22 protein-coding genes are annotated in these 25,712 nt (G+C 48.2%); 20 read left to right on the top strand and 2 right to left on the bottom strand.

Annotated features, from left to right (window positions below):
* The first annotated feature begins 58 nt into the window (after nucleotides 1-58).
* Both ACYVGR_RS26110 and ACYVGR_RS26105 read left to right on the top strand, forming a co-directional pair.
* Entirely contained in the window at nucleotides 59-832 is a 774-nt protein-coding gene (locus tag ACYVGR_RS26110) for an NUDIX hydrolase (protein ID WP_460962332.1), read from the top strand.
* Between the two features lie 116 nt (nucleotides 833-948).
* Complete coding sequence (locus ACYVGR_RS26105; RefSeq protein ID WP_460962330.1) at nucleotides 949-1,908, top strand: ABC transporter substrate-binding protein; 960 nt, start codon at nucleotides 949-951, stop codon at nucleotides 1,906-1,908.
* A gap of 207 nt (nucleotides 1,909-2,115) precedes the next feature.
* On the opposite strand, the gene moaA is transcribed toward ACYVGR_RS26105, so the two are convergent.
* Nucleotides 2,116-3,108, bottom strand: a complete 993-nt coding sequence (gene moaA / locus ACYVGR_RS26100; protein ID WP_460962328.1) for a GTP 3',8-cyclase MoaA — start codon at nucleotides 3,106-3,108, stop codon at nucleotides 2,116-2,118.
* Between the two features lie 162 nt (nucleotides 3,109-3,270).
* On the opposite strand from moaA, the gene ACYVGR_RS26095 reads away from it, so the two are divergent.
* From ACYVGR_RS26095 to ACYVGR_RS26010, 18 genes are all read left to right on the top strand, one after another.
* On the top strand, nucleotides 3,271-4,056 hold the full coding sequence (locus ACYVGR_RS26095) for a DUF2490 domain-containing protein (RefSeq protein ID WP_460962326.1): 786 nt from the start codon (nucleotides 3,271-3,273) through the stop codon (nucleotides 4,054-4,056).
* A gap of 170 nt (nucleotides 4,057-4,226) precedes the next feature.
* Nucleotides 4,227-4,766: a hypothetical protein gene (locus tag ACYVGR_RS26090; protein WP_460962324.1), complete on the top strand. Its 540-nt coding sequence runs from the start codon at nucleotides 4,227-4,229 to the stop codon at nucleotides 4,764-4,766.
* A gap of 324 nt (nucleotides 4,767-5,090) precedes the next feature.
* Complete coding sequence (locus ACYVGR_RS26085) at nucleotides 5,091-6,206, top strand: hypothetical protein (protein ID WP_460962322.1); 1,116 nt, start codon at nucleotides 5,091-5,093, stop codon at nucleotides 6,204-6,206.
* A 116-nt stretch (nucleotides 6,207-6,322) separates the two neighbouring features.
* Nucleotides 6,323-7,219: a hypothetical protein gene (locus ACYVGR_RS26080; protein ID WP_460962438.1), complete on the top strand. Its 897-nt coding sequence runs from the start codon at nucleotides 6,323-6,325 to the stop codon at nucleotides 7,217-7,219.
* Between the two features lie 13 nt (nucleotides 7,220-7,232).
* Nucleotides 7,233-8,780 carry a vanadium-dependent haloperoxidase gene (locus tag ACYVGR_RS26075; RefSeq protein ID WP_460962320.1) on the top strand — a complete coding sequence of 516 codons (1,548 nt, stop codon included), beginning with the start codon at nucleotides 7,233-7,235 and terminating at the stop codon, nucleotides 8,778-8,780.
* A gap of 82 nt (nucleotides 8,781-8,862) precedes the next feature.
* Nucleotides 8,863-9,444 (top strand): carboxymuconolactone decarboxylase family protein, encoded by a 582-nt coding sequence (locus ACYVGR_RS26070; protein WP_460962318.1) that lies wholly within the window; start codon nucleotides 8,863-8,865, stop codon nucleotides 9,442-9,444.
* A gap of 133 nt (nucleotides 9,445-9,577) precedes the next feature.
* Nucleotides 9,578-12,370, top strand: a complete 2,793-nt coding sequence (locus ACYVGR_RS26065) for a TonB-dependent receptor (protein ID WP_460962316.1) — start codon at nucleotides 9,578-9,580, stop codon at nucleotides 12,368-12,370.
* Nucleotides 12,371-12,389: 19 nt separating this feature from the next.
* Entirely contained in the window at nucleotides 12,390-13,625 is a 1,236-nt protein-coding gene (locus tag ACYVGR_RS26060) for an MFS transporter (protein ID WP_460962314.1), read from the top strand.
* A gap of 59 nt (nucleotides 13,626-13,684) precedes the next feature.
* Entirely contained in the window at nucleotides 13,685-14,275 is a 591-nt protein-coding gene (locus ACYVGR_RS26055) for a carboxymuconolactone decarboxylase family protein (RefSeq protein ID WP_460962312.1), read from the top strand.
* A 267-nt stretch (nucleotides 14,276-14,542) separates the two neighbouring features.
* Nucleotides 14,543-15,946 carry a vanadium-dependent haloperoxidase gene (locus tag ACYVGR_RS26050; RefSeq protein WP_460962310.1) on the top strand — a complete coding sequence of 468 codons (1,404 nt, stop codon included), beginning with the start codon at nucleotides 14,543-14,545 and terminating at the stop codon, nucleotides 15,944-15,946.
* Nucleotides 15,947-16,047: 101 nt separating this feature from the next.
* The gene (locus ACYVGR_RS26045; RefSeq protein ID WP_460962308.1) at nucleotides 16,048-16,626 is read left to right on the top strand and encodes a carboxymuconolactone decarboxylase family protein; all 579 of its coding nucleotides are present in this window, start codon (nucleotides 16,048-16,050) and stop codon (nucleotides 16,624-16,626) included.
* An 18-nt stretch (nucleotides 16,627-16,644) separates the two neighbouring features.
* Nucleotides 16,645-17,874: a DUF3179 domain-containing (seleno)protein gene (locus tag ACYVGR_RS26040; RefSeq protein WP_460962306.1), complete on the top strand. Its 1,230-nt coding sequence runs from the start codon at nucleotides 16,645-16,647 to the stop codon at nucleotides 17,872-17,874.
* A gap of 116 nt (nucleotides 17,875-17,990) precedes the next feature.
* The gene (locus ACYVGR_RS26035) at nucleotides 17,991-18,908 is read left to right on the top strand and encodes a hypothetical protein (protein WP_460962304.1); all 918 of its coding nucleotides are present in this window, start codon (nucleotides 17,991-17,993) and stop codon (nucleotides 18,906-18,908) included.
* A 94-nt stretch (nucleotides 18,909-19,002) separates the two neighbouring features.
* Nucleotides 19,003-20,511, top strand: a complete 1,509-nt coding sequence (locus ACYVGR_RS26030) for a PA-phosphatase (RefSeq protein ID WP_460962302.1) — start codon at nucleotides 19,003-19,005, stop codon at nucleotides 20,509-20,511.
* 121 nt (nucleotides 20,512-20,632) lie between these two features.
* Nucleotides 20,633-21,250, top strand: coding sequence for a TetR/AcrR family transcriptional regulator (locus ACYVGR_RS26025; protein ID WP_460962300.1), 618 nt, complete (start codon nucleotides 20,633-20,635; stop codon nucleotides 21,248-21,250).
* Nucleotides 21,251-21,307: 57 nt separating this feature from the next.
* Nucleotides 21,308-22,858, top strand: a complete 1,551-nt coding sequence (locus ACYVGR_RS26020) for a DHA2 family efflux MFS transporter permease subunit (RefSeq protein WP_460962298.1) — start codon at nucleotides 21,308-21,310, stop codon at nucleotides 22,856-22,858.
* A 112-nt stretch (nucleotides 22,859-22,970) separates the two neighbouring features.
* Nucleotides 22,971-25,013, top strand: a complete 2,043-nt coding sequence (locus tag ACYVGR_RS26015) for an alpha-1,4-glucan--maltose-1-phosphate maltosyltransferase (protein WP_460962296.1) — start codon at nucleotides 22,971-22,973, stop codon at nucleotides 25,011-25,013.
* A 35-nt stretch (nucleotides 25,014-25,048) separates the two neighbouring features.
* Entirely contained in the window at nucleotides 25,049-25,567 is a 519-nt protein-coding gene (locus ACYVGR_RS26010; RefSeq protein WP_460962294.1) for a hypothetical protein, read from the top strand.
* A 4-nt stretch (nucleotides 25,568-25,571) separates the two neighbouring features.
* Here ACYVGR_RS26010 and ACYVGR_RS26005 read toward each other — a convergent pair whose 3' ends face one another.
* A complete protein-coding gene (locus ACYVGR_RS26005) occupies nucleotides 25,572-25,697 on the bottom strand; it encodes a hypothetical protein (RefSeq protein WP_460962292.1) in 126 nt (41 codons plus the stop codon).
* Between the last annotated feature and the right edge of the window lie 15 nt (nucleotides 25,698-25,712).

The raw sequence follows: 25,712 nt of genomic DNA, 5'->3' as shown, positions 1-25,712 counted from the left end.
TAGTATTTTATTTTATTGTGTTGAAATTACACACTATGTTTATTCTTAAATTTTCAATATGGAATACAAAAAAGCATTGCAAAAGTTAGTTGAAGACTTTAAGACTAATTTTCTGTCCTCTGTATCGCTGGATCTGGCCATATTCGGATTTCACGATGGGCAGCTAAAAGTGCTACTGCTGCGCTGGAAAGGTACAGATGAGTGGTGTTTGCCAGGAGGGAGAATACGTCATGAAGAAAATCTGGAAGCTGCCGCCTATCGAACCCTGCGGGAGCGAACAGGCTTGCATGAAATTTTCCTGCAACAGTTTCACACCTTCGGCGATGTCATGCGTTATACCAATTTCAGCAAGCAGGAAACGATGGCGAAGCTGGGTCTGCCCGACGATGTCACACACGAGATTGTTAGTCGGGATATATCGGTAGGATATTATGCGCTGGTTGAATTTGCCAATGCTGTACCTACGCCCGATTTCTTCACTGAGGAGTGTCGCTGGTGGGACATCGACCAGATTCCCGCTTTGCTTTTTGATCATAATGAGATGATTAAACTGGCGTTGAAGACACTCCGTCGACAGCTTAGTTATCAGCCAATTGGCTATAATTTATTGCCCGATCGGTTCACTATGCCCGATTTGCAGCAACTCTACGAAACCATTCTGGGACAGAGCCTCGACCGTCGAAATTTTCAGAAACGGATGCTGGGCTACAATATTCTGGAGCGACTGGAGGAACGTAAAACCGGTGGTGCCCACAAAGCCCCTTACTTGTATCGTTTCGACAAAGAAAAATATGAAAAGGCGCTGGCCGATGAAATTCTGTTTGTTGGATAAGTACAGGTTGCCCCGATTCTTTTTACATTAGTCTTTGCAATCAGCCAGCTCGATTCGATTGCCAGAAACCTTATACCACCGTAATTGTTAAATTAGCCGTACCAGTACTGTACCCCATGAATACAACCATTCGATTAGCACTCGACCGGACTCCTAATACCAACCACACGGGTTTTTATGTGGCTTTTGCAAAAGGAGCTTATCAACGGGCTGGCCTTGATGTCGAATTCATCTCACCTGATCAGGAGAACTATCAAACGGCTCCTGCCCGTCGTGTGGCCCAGAGCGATGCGCATTTGGCTATTACGCCCTCCGAGAGTGTGATCAGCTACCAGACCAATGGCATACCCTTGATAGCGATTGCCACGTTGCTGGCTCGCGATGTAAGTGCGATTATGACGCTGAAAGAGAGTGGAATCAGCCGCCCGAAGGAGTTAGATGGAAAAGTTTATGCTTCGTATGGAGCCCGATACGAAGAGGATATTATTCGACAACTGATTCAGAATGACGATGGGCGGGGACAGTTTGTGGCCCATAAATCACCCTGGGCAAATATCTGGCGGGCGTTGGTAACGCGCGAGGTGGATGCGGCCTGGTGCTGGCTTACCTGGGAGGGCGTTAAGGCTGATATTGATGGTATTGATCTGAATCAGTTTTTGTTTGATGAGTACGAAATTCCCTATGGCTATAACCCTGTCCTGACTGCACACCGTGACTGGGCTGAGGAAAACGCTGATGCCCTACGGGCCTTTCTGGACGCAACGGCCGCTGGTTTTCGGTTTGCCATGAAAAACCCCGACGAAGCGGCCCGTATTCTCATGAAAACAGCTAATCACCCTACCTTAACCAATCGAAATTTTGTGGAACAGAGTCAGCAGATGGTTTCTGGTTATTACTTTGATGGTGAAGGTAATTGGGGTTTCATGCACCGAACGATCTGGGTTTCGTTTGTAAACTGGATGATCCGCAACCGAATGCTAACCGATGCTTCGGGCGACATTATTCAGCGTATGGATGTGGATGCACTCTTCACAAATAAATATTTTGAAGGCGTTCCGGTAGTGGTACGTCTTTGATTATCAGTGTAATATTAAAAAGGTTCGACCCCTTCAGGGTCGTATGTTTATAGATGGCCAATTATACTATAGACATACGACCCTGAAGGGGTCGAACCTTTTTGATGGGAAATGTCTGATTTCTAATGAAATAGCGCACGCTTTAGCTTCTGCCAACGGGACATTTTAATAATACAAATTCCCCCACCTGTGATGACTTGCTATTAATCACCCCCCAATTGTAGACATTGACTCGCTGACCGAGCCACCGGCTTGCATGCTGTGTCGTTCGGCTTCGAATCCATTGAGTGGACGATGGGCGAAAGCTTGTAGAAAAGCAGCGGTCAGCTCTTCATCTGATGCACCACGGCGGAGTAATGCCCTCACATCCAGTACACCATTATCGTACAGACAGGTTTTGAGCGTGCCTTGGGCAGTTAGACGAATACGATTGCAGGTGCCGCAAAAGGTCCGGCTAAAAGCGGCAATGATACCAATCGTGCCCTGATGACCCGGAATTTGATATGTAGCCGAGGTCGAAAACGGGGGATCGGGTAACTTTTGTAAATCTGGAAAGTGCGCCCGAATTTCGTCAGCAATCCGCTTGTGTGTCCAGTGAAGTACGGGATAATGGCTCCCCTCGCCGTTGAAAGGCATTTCTTCAATAAATCGGACATCAACGGGTAAGGTACGCGTTAGGTCCGAAAGCGGAATGATGTCCTGGATATTCTGACCGTCCATGACAACCGCATTAATTTTGGTCTGAATTCCTGCTGACAAGAGTTTATCGAGGGTTTTCATCACGGCAGGCAGCTCATCGCGCCGGGTAATTTTATGAAAACGCTCTCGGTCGAGTGTGTCCAGACTCAAATTCACAGATTTAACGCCGAGTGAAGCCAGGTCGGCAATATGTGGAGCAGTTAATACGCCATTGGTGGTTAGGGAGATGTCGTTTAATCCATCAATCGCTGCCAATTGATGCAGGAAATTCATCAGGCCCGCCCGAACAAACGGCTCTCCACCCGTGATCCGTACTTTCTGGACTCCCAATCGGGCCAATACACGCACGGTTCGCTCCATTTCCTCATAACTCAGGACCTGGTGTTTAGGCAGATACTTGATTCCCTCTTCGGGCATACAGTAAAAACACCGCAGGTTGCAGCGGTCAGTTACGGCCAACCGAAGGTAGGTGATGGGGCGATTGTGATTATCGTAGATCATGCAATGTTAAGCTAACACAAAATTATGGGTTTTGATTGCATCCGAACCTGTTTTCTAATAGCCTGTTAAGTAACCTTTATTTTGAAAATAAATAGATGGATTATGTAGGCTTGGCATACAATTTGGTAAGGAGCATTATTGAAGTTTGAGCCTCCTGTACAAATGCGGATCGTTTTCCTACTGTGTTTCTTTTTAAGTAGTTATCCTTGTATCGCGCAGGATTGGACGTTCTTCGGGTTTTTTCCGGCTATATCGCAGTCTGGAAATATTGGTAAAAGGCTCCAGTACAATCTGTATCTATCGACTACCATTGACGCGTTTCATCAGACTATAGCGGAAAAGGAATACCCGGCAACAGCTCTTCAGTATTATATACAGCCCAGTTTGAGCTATAAATTCACACCTACTATTCAGGCCGGACTAGGCTATGCCTACGTGAAACACAATCTATTTGGTCTTCATGTCAACGAAAATCGAGTTTGGGCGCAAGTTGTTGGTACACATGATATTTCGGCATTAGGACGCCTGAAATTGTCGCATCGGTTGCGGTATGAAGAACGCTATCCGTTGAATATGAAAACGAACCAGTGGTCGTATGCTACGTTAGTTCGCTATCAGTTGGGGGTTACTTTACCGCTATATGATACCAAGCTGCAAACGGAAGGTTTTTACGCATCGGCCTCCAATGAGTTTTTTCTATGCCTGACAGGGGCACGTAACAGTCCAATCAGTTCCAAGAACAGCTTTTATGGTGAAAACTGGCTTTATGGCGGAATTGGGTACAATACGGGTAAGCTTGGGAAGGTTGAGGTAGGGTACATGTATCAGAATCTGATTCGAAATCCGCAACAAGACCATCGCTATTTACATTTAGTACAGGCCACATGGGCCTTTAATTTCGACCTGTCGGCAATAGGTACTTGGCTATATACACCCATAAATCCCTAGAAAACAGTAGTTTAATGAAAGAAAGCGTTACTTTTCTATTGAATTGTATAATTTAAAGAACCGTGGCATAACTTTTGTAAAATTTTAGTAAGAAATACTTTAAGCGGCCTTTTATGGGTTTTGTTTGAAATATTAGTATTATTTTTGTAGAAAGTTTGCCGATCACAATTTTGAAAAAAGCAGTTTCCATAGGCCTCTTCGCGCTACTCGTGTACCACACACTAGCCTACGTGCTCGTGTTTGTGGGTTCATGGTGGCAGGAAGAACACGACCTGTCGGAGCGGCTTTCTGTTTATCGATCGGTCGATAGCATCGTTGAATTTGAGATTCCCCTCAAAGACAAACTCGATGAAACTACTATTGCCCGCACAACGTCGGATGGCTTTAGCTACAACGGCCATTATTACTCGGTAGTAAGCGTGGAGGTTCGGGACAATATGCTGCATATTGCCGGCCTTGAATCGCAAAGTCGTACGTTCTGGCAGAGCGATTTACTTTCGTTTCTAAATGAGCATGTATCGGGGGCTACTGATTCACATAAGAAGAATAACCAGTTTCTGAAGTTCCTGTTAAAAGAGTATTCGGCAAATCCACGAGCCGTTTTTTGTTTTCTCTCTCCTAGCTGGCGCGAAGCTATTCGTATTCCCGAACAACTGTTCGTGGTGGCTGCCCGCGCCCTACCTGTTCATTCGCCCCCTCCCGAAGCCTGAGGTGAATTTCTTATCGCGTTTTAAGACCTATTTTCAGTAGTTCTGCTGGCTGTTTTTCTGTGCCATTTCGTATCCGCGACGTATTCGTATGTCCAGTCGTTAACGAATTGGGATTGAATGAATAAGCATAGCTCCGTCTACTGCAACTCGTGTCTTCATCTGGACTTCCTTGTTCCAACGCGCGATTGTGCGACTATTAATTAGGCTTATTAGCTACGTAAAGGTTTCTGTTTGTAAACACACAAGCAGGGCATTTGCATAGGCTTCTGGCTACAGGTCGTGCACCAACCAGATTTTCATTTTCACCTCAGACATTCTTCCAGTATGAAATCAATTTCTACTATCGTTTTGGCGGTAGCATGTGTTCTTATTGCGAATACCCAACTTTCAGCACAAGGCTGCGTGGCCGTTCGGCATATGAGCTGCGCTGCCCCGGCAGGATCTGCCGATTATTTTAAACAACGTAACGGCCATTGGCAGGTATCGGCTGGTTATCGATTCTTTCGCTCCTACAAGCATTTTGTTGGCGATGTTGAACAAACACAACGTGTTGATCAGGGCACCAATGTGATTAACGTATCGCATGCGCTTGATCTGGGTATCACGTATATGGTGAATCAACGGCTGTCTTTCTCGGTCAATCTGCCTGTTCAATACTACGATCGCTCATCGCTCTACGAACATTATGGCAATGCTGTTGCGCAGAACCCGCAGCAAAAGCGGTTTGATACGCACTCAGAAGGCATCGGCGACCTGCGTATTTCGGGAAGCTACTGGCTGGTCAATCCGGCTAAACTACCTAAAGCCAATCTGGCGGTTGGGCTTGGCATAAAACTACCCACGGGCAACTATGGCGCAACTGATAATTTTCACCGTCTGACCAAAGAAGGTACAGATTATACGGTGACACTACCTGTCGATCAGTCGATTCAATTGGGTGACGGTGGTGTAGGGGCAAGTATTGAGCTTCAGGGATATGCCTCGATTACGAAAACACTGACGGCTTATGCGAATGGTTTTTATCTGTTCAACCCGCGCGAGACCAATGGCGTAGTTCGTAACCCTACGGCAACCACAATCGATTTGGTAACGGGTTCATTCTCGGTTGCTGATCAGTTTGCCGCTCGTATTGGCCTAAGCCAGTCGATAAAAGCAATTCCAGGACTAGCTGTTATGCTGGGCGGTCGTGTGGAAGGTGTTCCAGCCATCGATGCTTTTGGCGGGAGCTCAGGTTTCCGTCGGCCAGGGTACATTGTTTCGGTTGAGCCAGGTTTGTCGTACATGCGTCATAAAACCTCGCTTGCCGTTACGGTACCGGTTGCTGTTTATCGCAATCGAATCAAAAGCTACGCCGATCGGCTTGATCCACTGGGCGTGAAACAAGGCGACGCTGCTTTTGCCGATTATCTGATATCAGCCAGTGTGTCTCGTTGGTTCTAATTTAATTACAGTGTGGAGATAGCATCTCCACACCGTTAAAACTCCTACAAGTAAAGTGCTATCCTGCTCATCGATCTTACCAGTTAAAACCATCGTATCAATTTAACCAACCAATGATGAAAACAAGTTTAAAATGTCTGACCATCGCTTCGATGCTGATGCCCTTTGCAGCTCAGGCACAGATGCCGAACGATGCAATCTACATGGGTAAAAACCAGTTGTGTGTGGCCGGAATGTACAGTCATACTTCCTGGAATCAATACTGGGAGAATACGCTTAAACGCGAGAATTTTAATATCGGTACCCAAACAACCCAGAGCGTCATGCTCATGCCAGCCTTTGGTATCAGCAAGCGGGTAAACGTTATTATGAGCCTGCCGTATATCTGGACGAACAATAGCGCGGGTAACCTCATGGGCCAACATGGCATTCAGGATTTATCGGCCTGGTTGAAAGTGAAAGCTGTCCAGACTGGCGGTTTTTCGCTCAATGCTATTGTTGGTGGGTCAATTCCCATAGGAAACTACGTTGCTAGTTTTATGCCGATGTCGATCGGTATGCAATGCCGCACGTTTACTGGTCGATTACTGGCTAACTATAAAGAGAAAAGAACAGGTTTATATATAACTGCTTACGGTAGCTATGGCTGGAGAAGCAATACCAAAATAGATCAGGACGCCTATCAGGCCGATAATCAGGTGTACAATACCAATCAGGTAAAAATACCAAATACATATGATGCCGCCGTTCGCTTAGGCGTTTTGCGCAAAGGTTGGCAAACCGAAGTGTGGGCTGAGCATGTGTCTTGCCTTTCGGGAGATAATATTCGCCGGAATGATATGCCTTTCCTGACAAATAATGCAAAAGCTACATCGGTGGGCTGGTATGGCAAAGTGCAGCCCAGGAACATTGGGGTAAATGCACGGATCGGTTATGTTGTCGATGGTCAGAATGTAGGTCAGAGCACCAGCTACACGGTAGGTCTGTTATATCAAATTAACTTCAAGAAATAAGCGCCCATACATCATGAAAAAATATAATCGAATTCTGGTCATTGGCAGTCTTGTAGCCAGCTTGTCAATTGCTTTTGTTTCGTGTGATAAAAGTATTTCGGAACCCCAGCGTGTAGGATATGTACCTGCCAGCATCGATGAAAAAGCAGGTAGCTGGAAAACCTATGTCCTGACCGCACCTACCGATGTTACGGTAGCAACCCCAGTTAGTACATCCTCGTCAACGTATCAGGCTGAATTAACCGATCTCAAATCGAAATCCGCGACCTTAAGCCAGGAGCAACAGGAAGCGGTTGTGTATTGGGGAACAGGCGCTGTTTACCGTTGGAACGAGATTGCCCGCGAATTGTGCGCCCGGTACAACATACCCCCAGCGTCGACACCAGATGGAAAATACCCCGTGCCGGATGCGGCTAACCCACTGGCTGACCCTAAGTTCCCGTTTGCCAATCCACCTTATGCGTCTCGTGCGCTGGCTTACCTGAGCGTTGCTCAATACGATGCACTGGTAGCCGCCTGGAGTTATAAATACAAGTTTAATCGGGTTGCCCCCTCGAAAGTCGATGCTACGGTTCGGGTTGCTTTACCTGTTTCTGCGTTGCCAACGTATCCATCGGAAGACGCCGTTGTAGCGGCAGCTTCGGCGGTTGTTCTAAAAGCGATGTTTCCGGGTGAAGTGCCCTTTATCGATGCTAAACTAGCTGAGCACCAGAATAGTCGGCTGTGGGCAGGTATGAACGTAGCCAGTGATCTGGCGGCTGGTGTTGATCTGGGTAATCAGGCTGCTGCCAAAGTTATGGCGCGGGCTAAAACCGATGGTATGAGTGCCGCTAACAATCAGGCGGTAACAGCCGGTATGATTCAGGCCGCTAAAGAGCGTGGTCTTACCGAAGTATGGGTAAGTCAGGAAACGCCTGCTCGCCCACCTATGTTGCCAAACTTCGGCACAGTAGCGACCTGGAATTTCGATAAAACGACCCTGCTTCAGATCCGCCCACCAGCACCTCCTGCTCTCAATGATGCTAATTATCAGAAGGATATGAGCGAGCTGCAAGGGATTAACAAAAGCCAAACGCGCGAGCAGGCTCGGATTGCAAACTACTGGGCCGATGGTGCTGGTAGCTATACACCACCTGGTCACTGGCACCGTACCGCAGCGAATGCGGCTAACGAAGCCAAATATAGTGAAGTGCGTATGGCCCGGACGCTGGCTCTGGTTGGTACGGCGCTGGAAGATGCTGCGGTTGGTTGCTGGGAAGCCAAATATTACTATTACTACCCGCGTCCACAACAATTTGGTATGAAAACGTCGGTTGGGTTGCCCAATTTCCCATCCTATCCATCGGGACACTCTACGTTTTCGGCTGCTGCGGCTACGGTGCTAACTTATATTTTTCCCGACAAAGCCGCCGATTTTGAAGCGGAGGCCGCCGAAGCATCTACATCGCGGGTGTTTGGTCTGATTCACTACCGGTTTGATTCGAATGGTGGTCTGGACCATGGAAAGAAGATTGGATCGTACGCGATAACACGGGGTAAAGCCGACGGATCGGGACTGTAAAACAATGATGAATTATGAATGATGAATTCTTACGTCGATTCATCACTCATAATTTATCATTCATAATTCATCATTCAAAACTATGCCACATATACCACTACCGGAGCAGTTGCCAGGTATTACAGGCTTGCTCGAATATCGTTTAGACACCGCTGCGCCTATTCGCGAACTCACGCAGATTTTGCTGCGGGGCGAATCGACCTTGTCGCAAGGGGAGCGCGAGTTGATTGCCGCACTGACATCGTCGCGCAACTGTACCAACTTCTGCGAAGCAGCACATACGAAGGCAGCTGACTTGTTGTTGGGCGAGGATGAAACGGCACGTGCCGTGAAACACGACATTGAGACAGCACCTGTGAGTGAGAAAATGAAGGCCTTACTTCAGATTTCGGCCCTTACCCAGCAAAACGGGAGAGACGTAACGCCCGAAGCGGTAGCTCGTGCCCGCGAAGCAGGTGCTACCGATCGTGAAATTCACGATACGGTTCTGATTTCGGCCTTGTTCTGTTTATACAATAAGTATGTTGACGGCCTTGCTACCGTGGCTCCCACCGATCCCGCATTTTACCAGATGCTAGGCGAGCGGATTACGGGTCGTGGCTATGTCCGGCCACCGGGCGGGTACCCAGTTCCAACTTCTAACGCTGTGACTATGACACGTTAAGCCGATTTGTTGACGGCCCGATTGCCTGAATTCTTTCGGTAGTTAGCCCTTTTTTATTGACATTTTTCTATCCTAAAAATCACTGTTTTTGGGTGTTCAACCCCCCTTTTACCTTCCTCTTTTTTTTAGATATATGAGATATACACAACTACTTATTGTTTTGGCAATTCAGATGCTCGTCTCGTGGTCGGCCTTGGCGCAATCTCGTCGGGCGACTGGTACGGTACGAGATGTAGAAAGTGGACAGCCGCTGGTAGGTGCTAGTGTGCTTGTAAAAGGCCAGTTGACTGGCACCGTTACGGATTCTAACGGGCAGTTTACACTAAACACAAACCAGCGTGGCACAACGACTTTATTGATTTCGATGGTAGGGCATGAGGCTCAAACGGTTGTCATTACCGACGGAAGTCCGCCGGTTGACATTAAGCTTCGGGTGGCCACCAATTCTCTACAGGATGTAGTCGTAGCTGCCTCTCGGGTAGAGGAAAGTATCTTACGGGCTCCGGTCACCGTTGAGAAAATGGACTCGCGCGCCATTCGGGAAACACCTTCGGCTACCTTTTATGAGGGGTTGAACAACCTCAAAGGAGTTGATATGGTGACGAGTGGACTGACCTATCGCCAAATCAATACGCGGGGTTTTGCGAGCACAGGCAACAGCCGGTTTTTGCAATTGATTGATGGAATCGATAACCAACCTGCCGGTTTCGGTTTCTCGATGGGTAACCTATTTGGTCTGAGTGATTTAGATGCCGAAAGTGCTGAATTGGTGCCTGGGGCTGCTTCGGCTTTATACGGACCGGCAGCGTTTAACGGCGCGTTGTTAATGACCAGCAAAGATCCATTCCGGTACCAGGGATTAAGTGCGCAGGTCAAACTGGGTGTGAATCACCTGGGCGATTCGAATACAGGGGCTGCTTTGTATCAGGATTATGGATTTCGGTATGCCAAAGCGTTCAATAATAAGCTGGCATTCAAATTGGTAGCCTCCTACATGAAAGGACTTGACTGGTTTGCTACTGACTATACAGATGTTGATGCTACTACATCGCCCGATAAACGGGGACCAAATAATCCGGCCTATAATGGGTTGAATATCTACGGCGATGAGATCAACCGGACCATTACAGACATTGGCAAAGTGTCGCGCACGGGTTATCAGGAAAAAGACCTGACCGATTACAATGTGTATAGCCTTAAGCTGAATGGAGCACTCCACTATCGGATCACGCCAAATCTGGAAGCGATCTATTCCTATAATTTTGCCAAAGGAACAACGAACTACACCGGTAGTAACCGATTCTCTGTCAATGGCTTTTCGCTTTTACAGCACCGAATCGAACTGCGTGGGGCTAACTTCTTCGTACGAGGCTACACTAACCAGGAAGATTCGCACGACTCGTATAATACACGGTCACTGGGACAACAAATTGACCGAACCTGGGTACGCGATCTGAATGGTAATGTTGTAGCGCCAAATCTGGCCGACCAAACCTGGTTCGATCGTTATACGGCGGCCTATCAGGGAAAAATTCAGGGCGTAACGGCTAGCGATCAGTCGTCTGCCCGCGCATTTGCCGATCAGGGTCGTTTGCTTCCGGGCTCTGCTGAATATGAACAACAAAAAGCACGCTTGATCGGTATTCAGGGATTGGCTGGCGCCGGTATTCTGAGTCAGACGAACATGTACCACGCCGATGCACAATACAACTTCACATCGGCTTTGGCTTCGGCTGGACTAACTGGAACTGAACTACTGGTTGGCGGTAACTTCCGGGAGTATAGCCTGTTTACCAACGGAACCCTGTTCGATGATAAAGGCGGTCGGATTAAGTACAATGAGTTTGGTACGTTTGCCCAATTGAGCAAATCACTACTTGAAAATAAACTGAAGTTGACCGTATCGGGTCGGTACGACAAGAACCAGAATTTTGCAGGTTACTTTACACCCCGTGCCTCAGCGGTATTTTCGCCCAACGATCGGCACCATTTCCGGGCGTCATTTCAGTCGGGTTTCCGGAACCCAACCCCCAGCGACCAGTTTATTAAACTCAACGTTGGGCCAATCACGATTTTGGGTGGCGCGCCAAGCAATAGCGCAGGCATGAATGTCTACGAAAATTCGTTCAACTCAACCAGCATTGGCGGTTTCGTAAATGGCTTTCTTGGTGATGTAGGTAAGGTTGGTCCGCAACAGGCTGTTCTGAATAACAAAGACAAACTGGTCAAATCGAATGTACCGTACATCGCTCCCGAACGCGTACAGAGTTTCGAAGTAGGTTATCGTACACTACTAACGAGCCGGTTATCGCTCGATGCCAATTACTACTATGGAGCGTATCGTAATTTTATTCTGAATACGGTAGTTATTCGCCCCAATAGTCCTGCTTTGGCATCCGATGGGAGCATCAACCCCGCAGCGGCACAGGATATCCTGAACTCAAACTATCAGGCATTTCAGCTTTACACCAACGCGCCCGACCGTGTTACGGCGCAGGGCGCCACGCTCGGTTTGACGTATGCTACCGCTGGCGGCTATACCCTAACGGGTAACGGAACCTGGTCGGCCTTCAACCTGCAAAACGCTGATCCAAACAATATTCCGGCGTTCAATACGCCCCGTTTCAAAACGAACGTGACGCTTGGTCATCGGAATATTGCCCCAAACCTTGGCTTCAATATCGCCTGGCATTGGCAGGAAGCGTTCGATTGGGTAGGCTCGTTTAACGACCTGCGTCCGGGCCGAATTCAGGCGTATAATCTCCTCGATGCCCAGGTAACGCTCAAGCTGCCAACGTATAAAACCTTACTAAAAATTGGCGCATCGAACCTGACGAATCAATACATTGTACAGGCATATGGTTCACCAGCCGTGGGGGGTCTATATTATGTGTCACTCACGTTCGATCAGGGATTACGACGATAAATTATCAACCTAAATCGCTATGGAAACAGCCCAGATTTCTGTTAATCAAGAGCAACATACCAGGTTGCCTTGGGAAGCTTTTAGTCTCTGTATGGTGGCTTATCTGTTCGGCGGAACGGCCAGCACACTTATGGCAACGTATTTGCCCGTGGCTATTCCCCAACTGCTTGGTGGCCACGCTTCGCCAGATGAGTTGGGCGAAATTGGGGCATGGGTGAGCGCGGCCTTTCTCTATGGCTGGATGATTGGCGGGTTTTTGTTTGGTCCATTAGCGGATACGGTCGGACGTGTGCGGGCGCTGGTTTTGGCAACTGCCTTATGTGGCGGGGCTATGCTCGCCACAACTGTAGTGCCAAACGAGTATGTTTTACTACTTCTGCGAGCACTGACAGGCGCTGGAGTCGGCGGTATTTTATTAATATCAACCGTTTATCTATCTGAAGTCTGGCCAGCACAGTCAAGACCTGTTGCGCTAGGTGTATTAGCCACGGCCTTTCCGGTTGGTATTGTTGCCACAGGTGGACTGGCAAGTAATTTCAGTGACTGGCGGGTGGCCTTTAGTATCGGTGTGTTGCCAGTAGCGATCTCTATACTAATTGCACTCTTTCTTCCCGAGTCGGCGAGCTGGCAGCAAGGACGTAATCAAACGAAAACGCATACCGACAAACTATTCAATTCGGAGAATAAAGTCAATGTTATCAGCGGAGCCATCATTTTCGGATCGGTGCTGATTGGCCTGTGGGGTATTTTTTCGTGGATACCAACCTGGGTACAATCGTTATTACCTGCTGGTCAGACGGGACAGACCGAGCGGGGTATCACCATGATGCTCCTGGGTATGGGTGGTATTCTGGGCGGGGTTGCAGCCGGGTTTCTAGTCGCTCGTCTTGGCCCTCGACAAACCTTATTATTTACGTTTGGCGGGTGTATACTAGCCTGTGGTTTACTTTTTTTGACTAATAGTACATTTTCTCCGGTCGTTTATGGCGAATTGGCATTGCTTTCGCTATTCTTTGGTATTAGTCAGGGATCATTGTCAAGTTATGTGCCAACCTTATTTCCGGCAACAATTCGAGGAACGGCTACTGGATTCTGCTTTAACGTCGGGCGGTTGTTTACGGCTACAGCTGTGCTGTTCATTGGCGCATTAACAGCCGGACTAGGTGGAATTGGTAATGCATTAGTTGTTTTTTCAGCCGCTTTCCTGATTGCCTTCGGTGCGATTTATTTAAAAGGCGAAAAATTGAAAGAGTGAAAGAGTGTTTCGCTCAATCACTCATTCGCTCATTCATCCATTTTTTACTCTTTATTTTTATGCCCCATATCCCGCTTCCAGATGGTGTTCCAGGTATTCGGAGTTTAGTGATGTATCGGCCCGATACGGGTCAGCATCTCTACGATCTGGCACAGGCTTTACTACGATCTGGCTCTCCTGATAGCACGTTATCGGATGCCGAACGAGAACTGATTGCCGCATTCGTGTCAAAACAGAATCAGACAGCATTCTGTATGAATAGTCATGCCGCTGCGTCTCGCTACCTCTACGCCGATCAACGCGATCTGGTTGATCTGACTCTGGACGATCCAGCAGCAGCTCCTATTTCGGCAAAGTTGAAGGCATTGTTGTCGATTGCCGGTCATGTGCAGACAGATGCTCGTACCGTTTCTAATGATCTGGTAGCTGCAGCTCGCGCTGAGGGCGCTACGGATGGCGATATTCATGATACCGTACTAATTGCCGCGTCGTTCTGCATGTATAATCGCTACGTAGACGGTCTGGCAACGCTGACCCCCACCGATCCAGCGGCTTACGAGGCTATGGGCGAGCGGATGGGCACCCTTGGCTATCAATTACCAAACGCAAAGGCTAGCGATGTGGCTAGCCCTGTTACGCATTTATCATAGGTTGGTTATAGTCCCCGGCTGCTTTGCGGCTGGGGTACTATTGTGCTCTGCAAATCAGATGCCATATCTGAAGGTAAAACAAGAAAATAATAACGGGAGGATCTGAAAAGATGCTCTCTGAACAATATATATCATAGGTGACTTGTATTCCCCACCTGTTTTGCGGGTGGGGACATATTCTTCATCGACCTTACTTAGCCCATAGTGTATTAGCCATGAATACCCATAAGTACTCACTAGTCTTTACACTAAACATTAAGTACAACCATGAATCTTCCTACACATTTAAAAACATGCCAAATCAACTTTACTAATGTAAAAAAAATCAGTCAATACGGATTAATTGTCGCTTTTCTATGGATCGTTGCTGCCTGTAAATCGCCTACGGAGGATGTGGCCCCAGTGCAAACCGCAGGTACAACCGATGCCTCTGTGTCGAATCAATGGACAACTTTATTTCTGACTGTGGAGCGGTATGCTCCTGGATACAGACCACCGGTTGCTGCTCGGGCGTTAGCGTATATTGGGCTGGCAGCGTATGAAACGGTTGTGCCAGGTTCGGCGAATTACCGATCGGTAGCCCCTGCTTTTTCAGGCCTTGTTATTCCTAAGCCAGAATCGGGTAAAGTATATCGTTGGGATGTTGCTGTAAACGAAGCCTATTACCTGATGATGAAAGGCTTTTTTCCGCACGTAGTGGATGCCGACAAAGCCCGAATCGATAGTTTACATACAAAACTGGCCGCAGCCGTTGGGGCCGCCGATGAGCTGGATCGCTCGAAAAAGTTTGGGCAGGATGTAGCCTCGGCCGTGCTGGCGTATTCAAAAACAGATGCTGCTGGGGATGCCGCTTACCTGCGTAACCAACCTACCGATTATGTACCACCAACGGGCGTTGGTAAATGGCAACCGACAGCCCCCGATTTTGGCCGGGCATTGTTGCCATACTGGGGTAAAGTCAGAACCTTCGTAGCCAATGAAGCCGACAAACTGGCAAAAGCTCCGCTGGACTATAGCACGAATGTGAAGTCGACCCTATTTGCGCAAGGGCTGGAAATTTATTCAAACACAACTCCGCTTTCCAAAGAGCAGCAATGGATTGGGGAGTTCTGGAGTGATGATATTTACAAACTGACATTCGAGCCTGCCGGGCGTTGGATCGCTATTGCTCAGCAAGTGGTTGTGAAAGAAAAAGTGCCTTTGGACAAAGCCGTTTATACGTATGCAAAAGTGGGAATGGGGTTGAGCGATATCGGTGTTGCCTGCTGGAATTCAAAGTACATCTATAACATCGAGCGACCCATTACGTACATCCGCAAGACGGTTGACCCAACCTGGGTTACCCGGTTGAATAACCCAATCAGTATTCTAGTCGGTATTACGCCCCCATTTCCGTCTTATCCATCAGGTCATTCCAGTTTTGGGGGCGCGGCAGCAGAAGTTCTAACGAGTATTTATGGACCCAATTACGCCATGACCGATCGTTGCCATGAAGGACGTACCGAGTTCAACGGAGCACCTCGGAGCTTCAATAATTTTTATGAGATGGCGCAGGAGAATGCATACTCCCGAGTGGTACTAGGTGTTCATTACCGCATGGACTGCGAAGAGGGGTTGCGCATGGGTTATGCCATCGGTCGCAAAGTGAACCAGCTAGCCTGGGAGAAGTAGTTTAATGAATGAAGTTGAAATAATATGTTGATTATGAGTAGATTGGAATTGTGATTTTTTGTTTTCATTCATCTGTTTGCATAACCTAACCAATTTATACAATGCCACATATCAAATTACCCGCCGGACTACCCGGCATTCGTGGGCCAATGGCGTTTAGTCCTGAAACTGCCCGTCCGCTTAATGATCTGGTCAATGTGCTGTTGCGGACCAATGCAAACCGACCTGAATCGGGCCTGACAGAAGGGGAGCGTGAACTGATTGCCACCTACGTGTCTTCATTAAATGATTGCTTTTTTTGCCAGACCATTCACGGAGCTGTGGCTAGTCATCATCTGGGTGATGAAGACTGGAGCCTTGTTCAATCTGTAAAATGTGATCCCGCATCGGCAGCAATCTCGCCTAAGCTTAAGGCACTACTGACGATAGCCGGGAGTGTTCAGCAAGGGGGAAAGTCGGTGACACCAGAACAAGTTGAAGTGGCTCGTGTTGAAGGCGCTACCGATCACGATATTCACGATACGGTGCTGATAGCGGCAGCGTTTTGTATGTTCAATCGGTATGTCGATGGTTTGGCGACCTGGGCTCCAGAAGATGCATCCTTGTATCGGTATCGTGCTCAAAAAGTAGCCGAGTACGGGTATACCCACGAAGATCACTACATGCCCCCAGCTCATTAACCACCTGACTCTTTTTCGATGAAGCGTTCATTTTTGTTCTTTCTGATTCCCATTCTTCTGCTAATTATCCTTGAGGTAATGAGCGTTTATTTCATCATGCCCTTTCCGGGCAGTCAGCTTGGCCTTACAGACGCTGAATCGGGACCTGCCTCACTCGGGCGTGTCGAGCTGGCGTACTGGCTGCACAAGAATATCGGCTGGTTACGAATCGTTGGGTTGCTGCTATTGGCCTATCCTGCCTTTTCGATCATTATAAAGCCACGTCGGGCATGGCATCGCTATCTGGCGGGTGGCCTTGTGTTGTTGTATGGAGCCGTGCTCTATCAGGTCAATATGGAAATGATGGCCGACCATATGTTTTTGCAACCTATTCACAAACGAGTAGTGCCAATGAGCGAGAATAAAATCCCGCTTAACAAACTTGTTGTGGGGTATCAGTCAATGGGGCAGGCAACGGCTTACCCAATACAATTGATTGGCTATCATCACCAGGTCCGGGATACGGTAGGTGGCGAACCTGTCATGATTACCTATTGCACCGTTTGCCGAACAGGCCGTGTATTTAGCCCAGTAGTACGTGGACAAGCCGACGAGTTTCGATTAGTAGGCATGGATCATTTCAATGCCATGTTCGAAGACAAACGAACGGGTAGTTGGTGGCGGCAAGCGACTGGTGAAGCTATTGTAGGGCCGCTAAAAGGAAAGAGCTTAACCGAGCTGACAGGTCGTCAGATGACACTAGGAGAATGGGCTGCCGAACATCCCAACACACGTGTGTTGCAGGCCGACCCTGCCTTTACCGAGAAATTTGACGGCATGAAAAACTACGAACGAGGTCTCTCGAAGGGAAAGCTTACCCGGCGCGATTCGGCATCGTGGCAACCTAAATCGTGGGTCATTGGTGTGGAGCGGTCAGGTGCTAGCAAAGCGTATGACTGGAATACACTGGAGACGAAACGAATTGTAAACGACGTACTAGGAAATGAACCGCTATTGTTAACGATGGCTCCCGACAGTGTATCTTTTGGGGCCTGGAGCCGACGCGTAGGTGTAAAAACGCTTGACTTCCAGTACGCCAACAAAAAACTCACGGATAAAGAAACGGGATCTGTCTGGACATGGCGTGGACATTGTATTGCAGGCCCATTGGCGGGTCAGCGCTTGGTACCCATACCCAAGGCACATCAGGAATTCTGGCATTCATGGCGCAGTTTCCACCCTGCTACAGAGCGAGATAGTACTCAGTAAGAATAGAAAGCCAGGCCGATTGTCTGGCTTTTTTAGTGTCCACTTACGAGGAAAACGTCAATCGATGCCAGATGCTACGGCTGAACGGCTACTTTTGTATAACCTACCCTAGATTTATGCGATTTGTAGCTTATATAACTAGCCTTGGTCTTTTGTTGAGCATTACCCAGCAAACCTACGCTCAGGGATCAATTGATGGCTTTATGCGGGGACAACGAAAGGCCAGTCTGGCCATCTTTGGCTCGCAGGAAACCTACGATACCTACTATATCAATACCACGGAAACAAAAAATCCTAACCTTGGGACTGTTACTACCCAGGCTGTGACAGTAGTGGGTACTTATGGCTTGGGTTACGATCTTGATTTGATTGTATCGGCCCCTTATGTCCGCACGCAGGCCAGCGCCGGCTATTTTCCGAAACAGGAAGGCTTTCAGGATGTGACTGGCACACTTCGGTGGGAGGCCTATGACTATAAATTTGGAAAGACGAAACTCTCCTGGGAGTTTGCAGTAGGTTATTCCATGCCTATGCAGCATTATGTGAACGACGCGATGGTAGCCATTGGTCGTGGATCGCAGAATCTGGATGGTCGAACGCTATTGCATTTTAAAGCCCCCAACTTTTTCATCACGGGTCAATATGGCTACATCCGGCGTGGACAGGTCAAACTCGACCACATCGTGAATACATACGACCCAAGTCAGATAAATCCGAATAGTGGTACAAAAGTCAATGTGCCCGATGTCACGGAACTGATTGTCAGGGCGGGCTTTGTATCGAAAGTAGTTAACATAGATGTTTGGGGACAACGCCAAACACCGCATAGCGACGGGACCAATATTGGCCCCGGTATTCCATTCCCAACCAATGCTGTCGGCTTTACACGGGTAGGGGCAACGGCCTATCTGCGACTGGCAAAGCAATTTGGACTGACAGCTGGCTATAATACGACACTTGATGGCCGGAATATCGGCAAAAGCACACAACTCAATGCGGGCTTAGTTATTGGACACTGGACCGCAAATAATTAGTCGTTCGCTACAAGATTCATGCTTTTTAAACACTCCGGGGCATGAAAAAGCCCCTCTCCTGTTTTAGAAGAGGGGTTGGGGTGAGGTCATTCAAATGAAAACGCGTAGCCTTTTAGTTATTTTAAGTACGTTTCTGCTGTGGATGATAAGCTGTAAAGAGCCGATTATCGACGAGGGAGTACTACCGTTTATCGTTCCTACATCTGTCGATGCTGATGGAGGGACGTGGCGAACCATCATCCTGAAATCAGCGGCAGATATAACGGTTCCGCAACCTGTGGCGATTACGTCGGATGTCTATAAAAAGGAATTTTCGGATGTAAAAAATGGCGTATTAGCCGCCACACCTGAACAGAACACAGCCGTTAACTACTGGGCTGCCGGAGGGACTATCCGTTGGAATCAGATTGCCCGGCAGCTGGTCGCAAAATACAATCTGGCACCCGGCTATGATTATGCTACTGGCCAGACAACTTCGGCCGATGCTGGAAATCCCTATGCGGGTCCACCATTCGCGGCTCGGGTATATGCCTTGTTGAGCGTCGCTCAGTACGATGCATTGGTCGTTGCGTGGCGAGCCAAGTACCAGTACAATCGCCCATCGTTAGAGCAGCAGGGCGTTGTGGCACGAGTGCCCATCCTCAATGTACCGTCTTATCCGTCGGAGGATGCGGCTATTGCCGAAGCATCCTGTCAACTATTGGCATATCTGTTTCCTAATGAACTAAACTGGCTTAAGGCAAAAGCCACCGAGCATAAGCAAAGCCGGTTATGGGCGGGAGGTAATGTGCCTAGCGACATCAAAGCAGGTGAAGATCTGGGCGCAGCGCTAGTCGCCAAAGTCATTGATCGTGCCAAAAGTGACCGTTTTAGTGCCGCTCTTGATCAAACGAACAGCTGGCAGACCATGCTTGCTAAAGCACCCTACGACCAGAAATGGAAAAGTATCGAGCTACCTGAACGCGGACCTATTTTGCCATTGGCCGGTAAAGTAAAAACCTGGTACGATTCAACGGCCATTGTTCGGGCAGCGCCTGCTGTTCCACCGGCCACCACATCGACAACGTTCCAGAAGGCGCTGAGTGAAGTTCGTGATATAGCCAACTCGCGTACCCGAGACCAGTGGAGTATTGCCAGTTATTGGGATAATGGTCCCGGTACGTATTCGCTGTCGGGACTTTGGAATTTTCTGGTTGAAGATTTAAGTCGGCAGGAAGGGCAGAACGAGTTACGAACGGCTCGAACCTACGCTCTGCTGAATCGAGCGATGCAGGATGCAACAACCGCGAGTTGGCAAACGATGTACACGTATTTTGTTCCGCGCCCTTCGCAAATTGACCCGACGATTAAAACGTCTACGGCCATTCCCAATACGCCCGGATACGTAGCCGACCGGGCTGCCGTTTCGACCGCAGCCGCTACCGTACTGGCTTATTTGTTTCCAGACGAAGCCACTCGCCTGAATGCACAAGCTACCGAAGCATCAATATCGGGCTTGTACAGTGGCACCCAGTTTCGATTTGATACAGAAGAAGGAGCAAAGTTGGGAAGTACCATTGGGCAATTGGCCGTTACTGGCGCAAAGGCTGACGGGGCCAAGTAGCGTTATCCGCGTTTTTCGGGTTTAGAAAAAATACCCGCCTTTCTTATGGAGAAATAATTCTCTGATGAACGATTCATGAATTGTGCCTGTTGGTATTAATACCAATTGGTATATTTGTGTCATGAAGAACGAATTGTCGAAGGCAGAACGGACTCGTCAGTTTATTATCGAAAAGACGGCTCCCGTTTTCAATACGAAAGGATATGCGGGTACATCGCTGGCCGATCTGACGGAGGTGACTGGCTTAACGAAAGGCAGTATCTACGGTAATTTCGAAAATAAAGAAGAGGTGGCCCTGGCTTGTTTTGATTACAATCTTAGTCGGATCAATCAGGCAGTGGTAGCACAGATTGCCGAAGCAACGTCCTATTATCAGAAGCTACTGGTCTATACTCGATTTTATCATAGCTTCACGCGTTCCTCTTTTCTGGATGGGGGCTGCCCCATTTTGAACACCGCAACAGAGGCCGACGATACCAATAACTTACTAAAAGACAAAGCGGCTAAAGCCATTCTGGGTTGGCGAAAACGCCTGACCGATCTTATCAAAGGAGGTATAGAGGCAGGCGAATTCAGGCAAGATGTGATAGTCGACCAAATGGCTCTGTCCATTATTGCGCTCATTGAAGGCGGCATTATGATTGCCAAAGTGACCAACACTCCCAGCAGTCTCGATAAAGTTCTACAAACGGTAGAGATGCTCATCACACACATGAAAGTCAGTCTGGAGTCGAACTAGCCGTTCGATGCCGGGCTGACTTTCTTTTTTGTTAATTAATATACCGATCGGTATTTTATGAAATCTTCCCGTTTAATTTTACTAACTACAACCGTCATTGCTGCGGCTGTAATGGAGTTAATCGATACATCTATTGTTAACGTCGCTTTATCACACATGAGTGGTAATCTGGGCTCTACGCTGGAAGACACCGCCTGGGTAATCACCTCCTATGCTATTGCCAACGTCATTGTGATTCCGCTGACTGGTTTTCTGGCTGCGCTGTTAGGTCGACGAAGGTATTTTATTGGTTCAGTAGCCCTTTTTACGCTGGCCTCGCTAGCCTGTGGTTTATCGACTAACATTTGGGAACTGGTCGCTTTTCGATTCATTCAGGGAATTGGCGGGGGCGCGCTCTTATCCACCTCGCAGGTAATTGTGTTCGAAGCCTTTCCCGTCAATAAGCGTTCGGTAGCTAGTGCCATATTTGGTATTGGTGTCTTTACTGGGCCAACCATCGGCCCAACACTGGGCGGGTATATTCTGGACATAACGACTTGGAACTGGATTTTTCTGGTCAATATTCCTATCGGTCTGGCCGTTTTGATTGGCTCTATTTTTCTGGTAGAAGATCCGAAACAATCGCAGAGCGTCACCCATATCGACTATCTGGGTCTGCTTTTGTTAATCATTGGCGTGGGGTCATTGCAAATTTTACTGGAGCGGGGTGATCAGGAAGATTGGTTCGAAACAGTTTACATCCGCTATCTGGCCTTAACGGCTGGTTTAGGCATTCTAGGGTTTATCTGGTGGGAGCTGCGGGTTGATAAACCGATTGTTAACCTTCGGGTATTGCGTAGCCCCACATTGGCCGTAGCCTCATTGCTTACCTTCGTGACGGGCGTAGGGTTGTTTTCCAGCGTCTTTCTGACGCCCGTTTTTGCCCAGCGTTTATTAGGTTTTCCTGCTCTGGATACTGGTCTTTTATTATTGCCGGGAGCGTTGATTGCTATTCTGGCCTTGATCATGACCGCCCGACTGCTACAGGCTGGTGTACCTACGCAAGTGATTATTATGGCGGGTTTTGCCCTTTTTATAACGTTTAGCTGGAAAATGGGCCATTTAGGGCCAGATGCAGGCAAAAGTGATTTCTATGTTCCGTTAATTTTTCGCGGAGTCGGGTTGGCGTTGTTGACGGTGCCGTTAACCGCACTGGCTGTGTCGGGGCTTCGACCCGATGAAATTCCGCAGGGAGCGGCTTTTAACAATATGATGCGACAGCTTGGGGGCTCATTCGGTATTTCGGGCGTAAATACGTTTTTAGCCAATCGAATGGCTGAACATAGAACAGACTTAGTAACCAATTTAACGCTCAATGATTTGGAGACCGTACAATGGGTAGGAGCTGTGAGTCGTCGGTTTGTGGCACAGGGATCTACTGAATTAAATGGACTCCAGCAGAGCTACCAGTTACTGGATCAATCGGTTAACCGTCAGGCCGCTGTGTTGAGCTATTTGGATGCCTATATGGCCGTGGGCTTGTTGTTCGTGGCGGCTATGCCCCTGATTTTACTGGTTTTTCGGGCGGGTGCCAAATCGAATGCTCCCGTCGTTTTATCCGACCATTAATCCTGATTTAACTAGACTGACATTGATTTAGCACAATTAGCCGGGCTTATGAACCCGGCTTTTTTGTAACATTGCCCCGTCATTCACGATTTATCAATCAAACCTTGATTGCATGAGCGTTCCTACAACTATTTCCGGCAAATCTACATTGAGCCAATCCACGCAGAGTCAATCGCGCGTTGTGATCGAGCGTGTAACTCCTGAGCTTGATGGTGGCAAATTTCCTATAAAAGCCTTACCCGGCGACGTCGTAGCTGTTGAAGCCGACATTTTTGCCGATGGACACGATTACCTGGCCGTCGTTCTCTTGTATAAACATGCCAGCGACGCAACCTGGACCGAAAGCGGTATGGCTTTGCTCGGTAACGATCGTTGGGGCGCATCCTTTATCGCCGAAAAACAAGGTCGATATACCTATACATTTGAAGCCTGGATCGATCATCTGGCTTCGTGGCAGCACGAAGTGCATCTGAAAGTAGCCGATGGCCAGCGCATTACCAGCGAATTGCTGGCGGGTGCTACGCATGTCGATGGTATGCTGGTACGGGCAGGAGGGAAGCTGGACGGCGCCAAAGCAAAGGGTAAAAAGAAGGCCGAGCCGGTTGAGGAATCGGGAGATGTAAAGGTACTTCGGGAAATGGCCGCACTATTTCGTGACGAAAGTCGGTACGACGAAGCCGTGTCCGTTGCAGAAAGCGATCAGTTTACCTTTTACGCTGCTCGCTACCCCGAACGGCAACACGTAACCCGCTACCAACATGAGTTGGGCGTAGAAGTAGACCGTGCGCGTGCCGGATTTAGCACCTGGTATTGTTTGTTCCCTCGTTCAGCCGCCCGCGAAGAGGGCAAACATGGGACATTTAAGGATGTTGAGGCCTTATTGCCACGAATTTCGAATATGGGCTTTGATGTGCTGTATCTGCCTCCTATTCACCCGATTGGCACCGCACACCGAAAGGGAAAAAATAATTCCGTCATTTGTCAACCTGGTGAACCCGGTGTACCCTATGGAATTGGCTCGGCAGAAGGCGGACACGATGCCATTCATCCGGAACTAGGCACTGTCGACGACTTTAAGCACCTGATTGCCATTGCAGCCAACTACGATATGGAGGTGGCTATGGATCTGGCTATTCAGTGTTCTCCCGATCATCCCTGGGCTAAAGATCATCCGGAGTGGTTCAAGAAACGACCTGATGGTACGATTCAATACGCCGAAAATCCACCCAAGAAATACCAGGATATTTATCCGGTTTACTTCGAAACGGACGATTGGCAGAATCTTTGGGAAGAGCTGAAGCGAGTTTTACTCGTATGGGCATCCTGGGGAGTTCGCATTGTACGAGTCGATAATCCGCATACCAAACCATTTGCGTTCTGGGAGTGGGTTATTGCCGAAGTCAAGAAAGAATTTCCGGATATGCTGTTCCTGGCCGAAGCCTTTACCAAGCCCAAAGTAATGCAGGAATTGGCAAAAGGTGGGTTTGCTCACTCGTACACGTATTACACCTGGCGGAATACAAAGTATGAGCTGGAAGAGTACATGAATGAGCTAACGAAAGGCGAAATGCGCTACTATTTCCGCCCGAACTTCTGGCCAACCACGCACGATATTAATCCCTACAGTTTGCAGGGTGGTCACGAACCGCAGTTTTTGATTCGCTATTTTCTGGCGGCTACGCTGTCGAGTAACTACGGTATTTACGGTCCGTCGTTTGAGCTGATGGAGCATATTCCGTTCCCGAATAAAGAAGAGTACCTGAATTCGGAGAAGTACGAAATCCGGTATTGGGACTGGGAAAAAACCAATAAACTAACCTACCTGATTACGCTCGTCAACCGGATTCGTCGCGAAAATGCGGCCTTACAAACGACCAACAACCTGACGTTCTGTACTGTCAACGACGACGCGATTATGGCTTATCTGAAAATTTCAGCTAACAACCGACTGCTGATAATTGTCAATACCGATGCTTACAGTCGCCGGGCGGGTGTTGTACAGGTGCCCATCTGGCAACTGGGTATCGGGCATGATCAAGCTTACACCGTTCATGACCTGCTGACGGGGGCTTACTATACCTGGACAGGGGAGCAGAATTACGTTGAGCTTGATCCTTATGTATTGCCCATGCACCTATTCAGAATTGAGGTGTAGAGGAGTTAAGCATCAATGAACGTGAGCAGACTCTTATGCCTCTTAATTTCATTAGCAAACTATTCGTACTTTTTACACTCATTGGCTTAGTAAGCTGTGAGCCAGACGAGAAGCTCACGGGTGTAGCAGCGGGGGCCTCGGGTCTGTATGTCGTTACATCATATATCGTGTCTGGCGATACACTATTCTCTCTGATACCCGGCTCTTCAGGATATCTACCCGGAATCAATAAGCTTGGCGTCTCTAATTTTACGATAGAGATCAATGCAACTGACTCCGACCGATCAATGCTGAAAACTTCGTATCGGCAAAATGGCTCGCAATCTACAGTAAGCAAAGAGGTACTTGTGAGGTTAACGAACTATGACTACCAATTTGACCTGGTAAAAACGAATACTACGTCTGCCTACGAAGGAAGTGTCGGAAGGTTCACGAAGTTCTTCTATGAGCGAACAGTGGGAGGGGGGTTAGTAATCCCTCTTCTTGATCCTGCAACTAATCCTACTCCACCGCCTGCTCAAGAAGTTGTTATCGTAGCACAACCCGCAAGGTAACTGATTAATTAGCCACCTGTTTCTTATCCTGATTGAGTTCAAATAGATAGCCGTCCAGATCGGGAAAGTATACCTGTACAATGCCATCAAAGCGACCTTGCCGATGGTAAGGTATATTTTTTGATTTCAAGTACTGCTCCGACAA

The sequence above is a fragment of the Spirosoma litoris genome, assembly GCF_054776755.1.
This window is presented reverse-complemented; position numbering and strand designations above follow the sequence as displayed.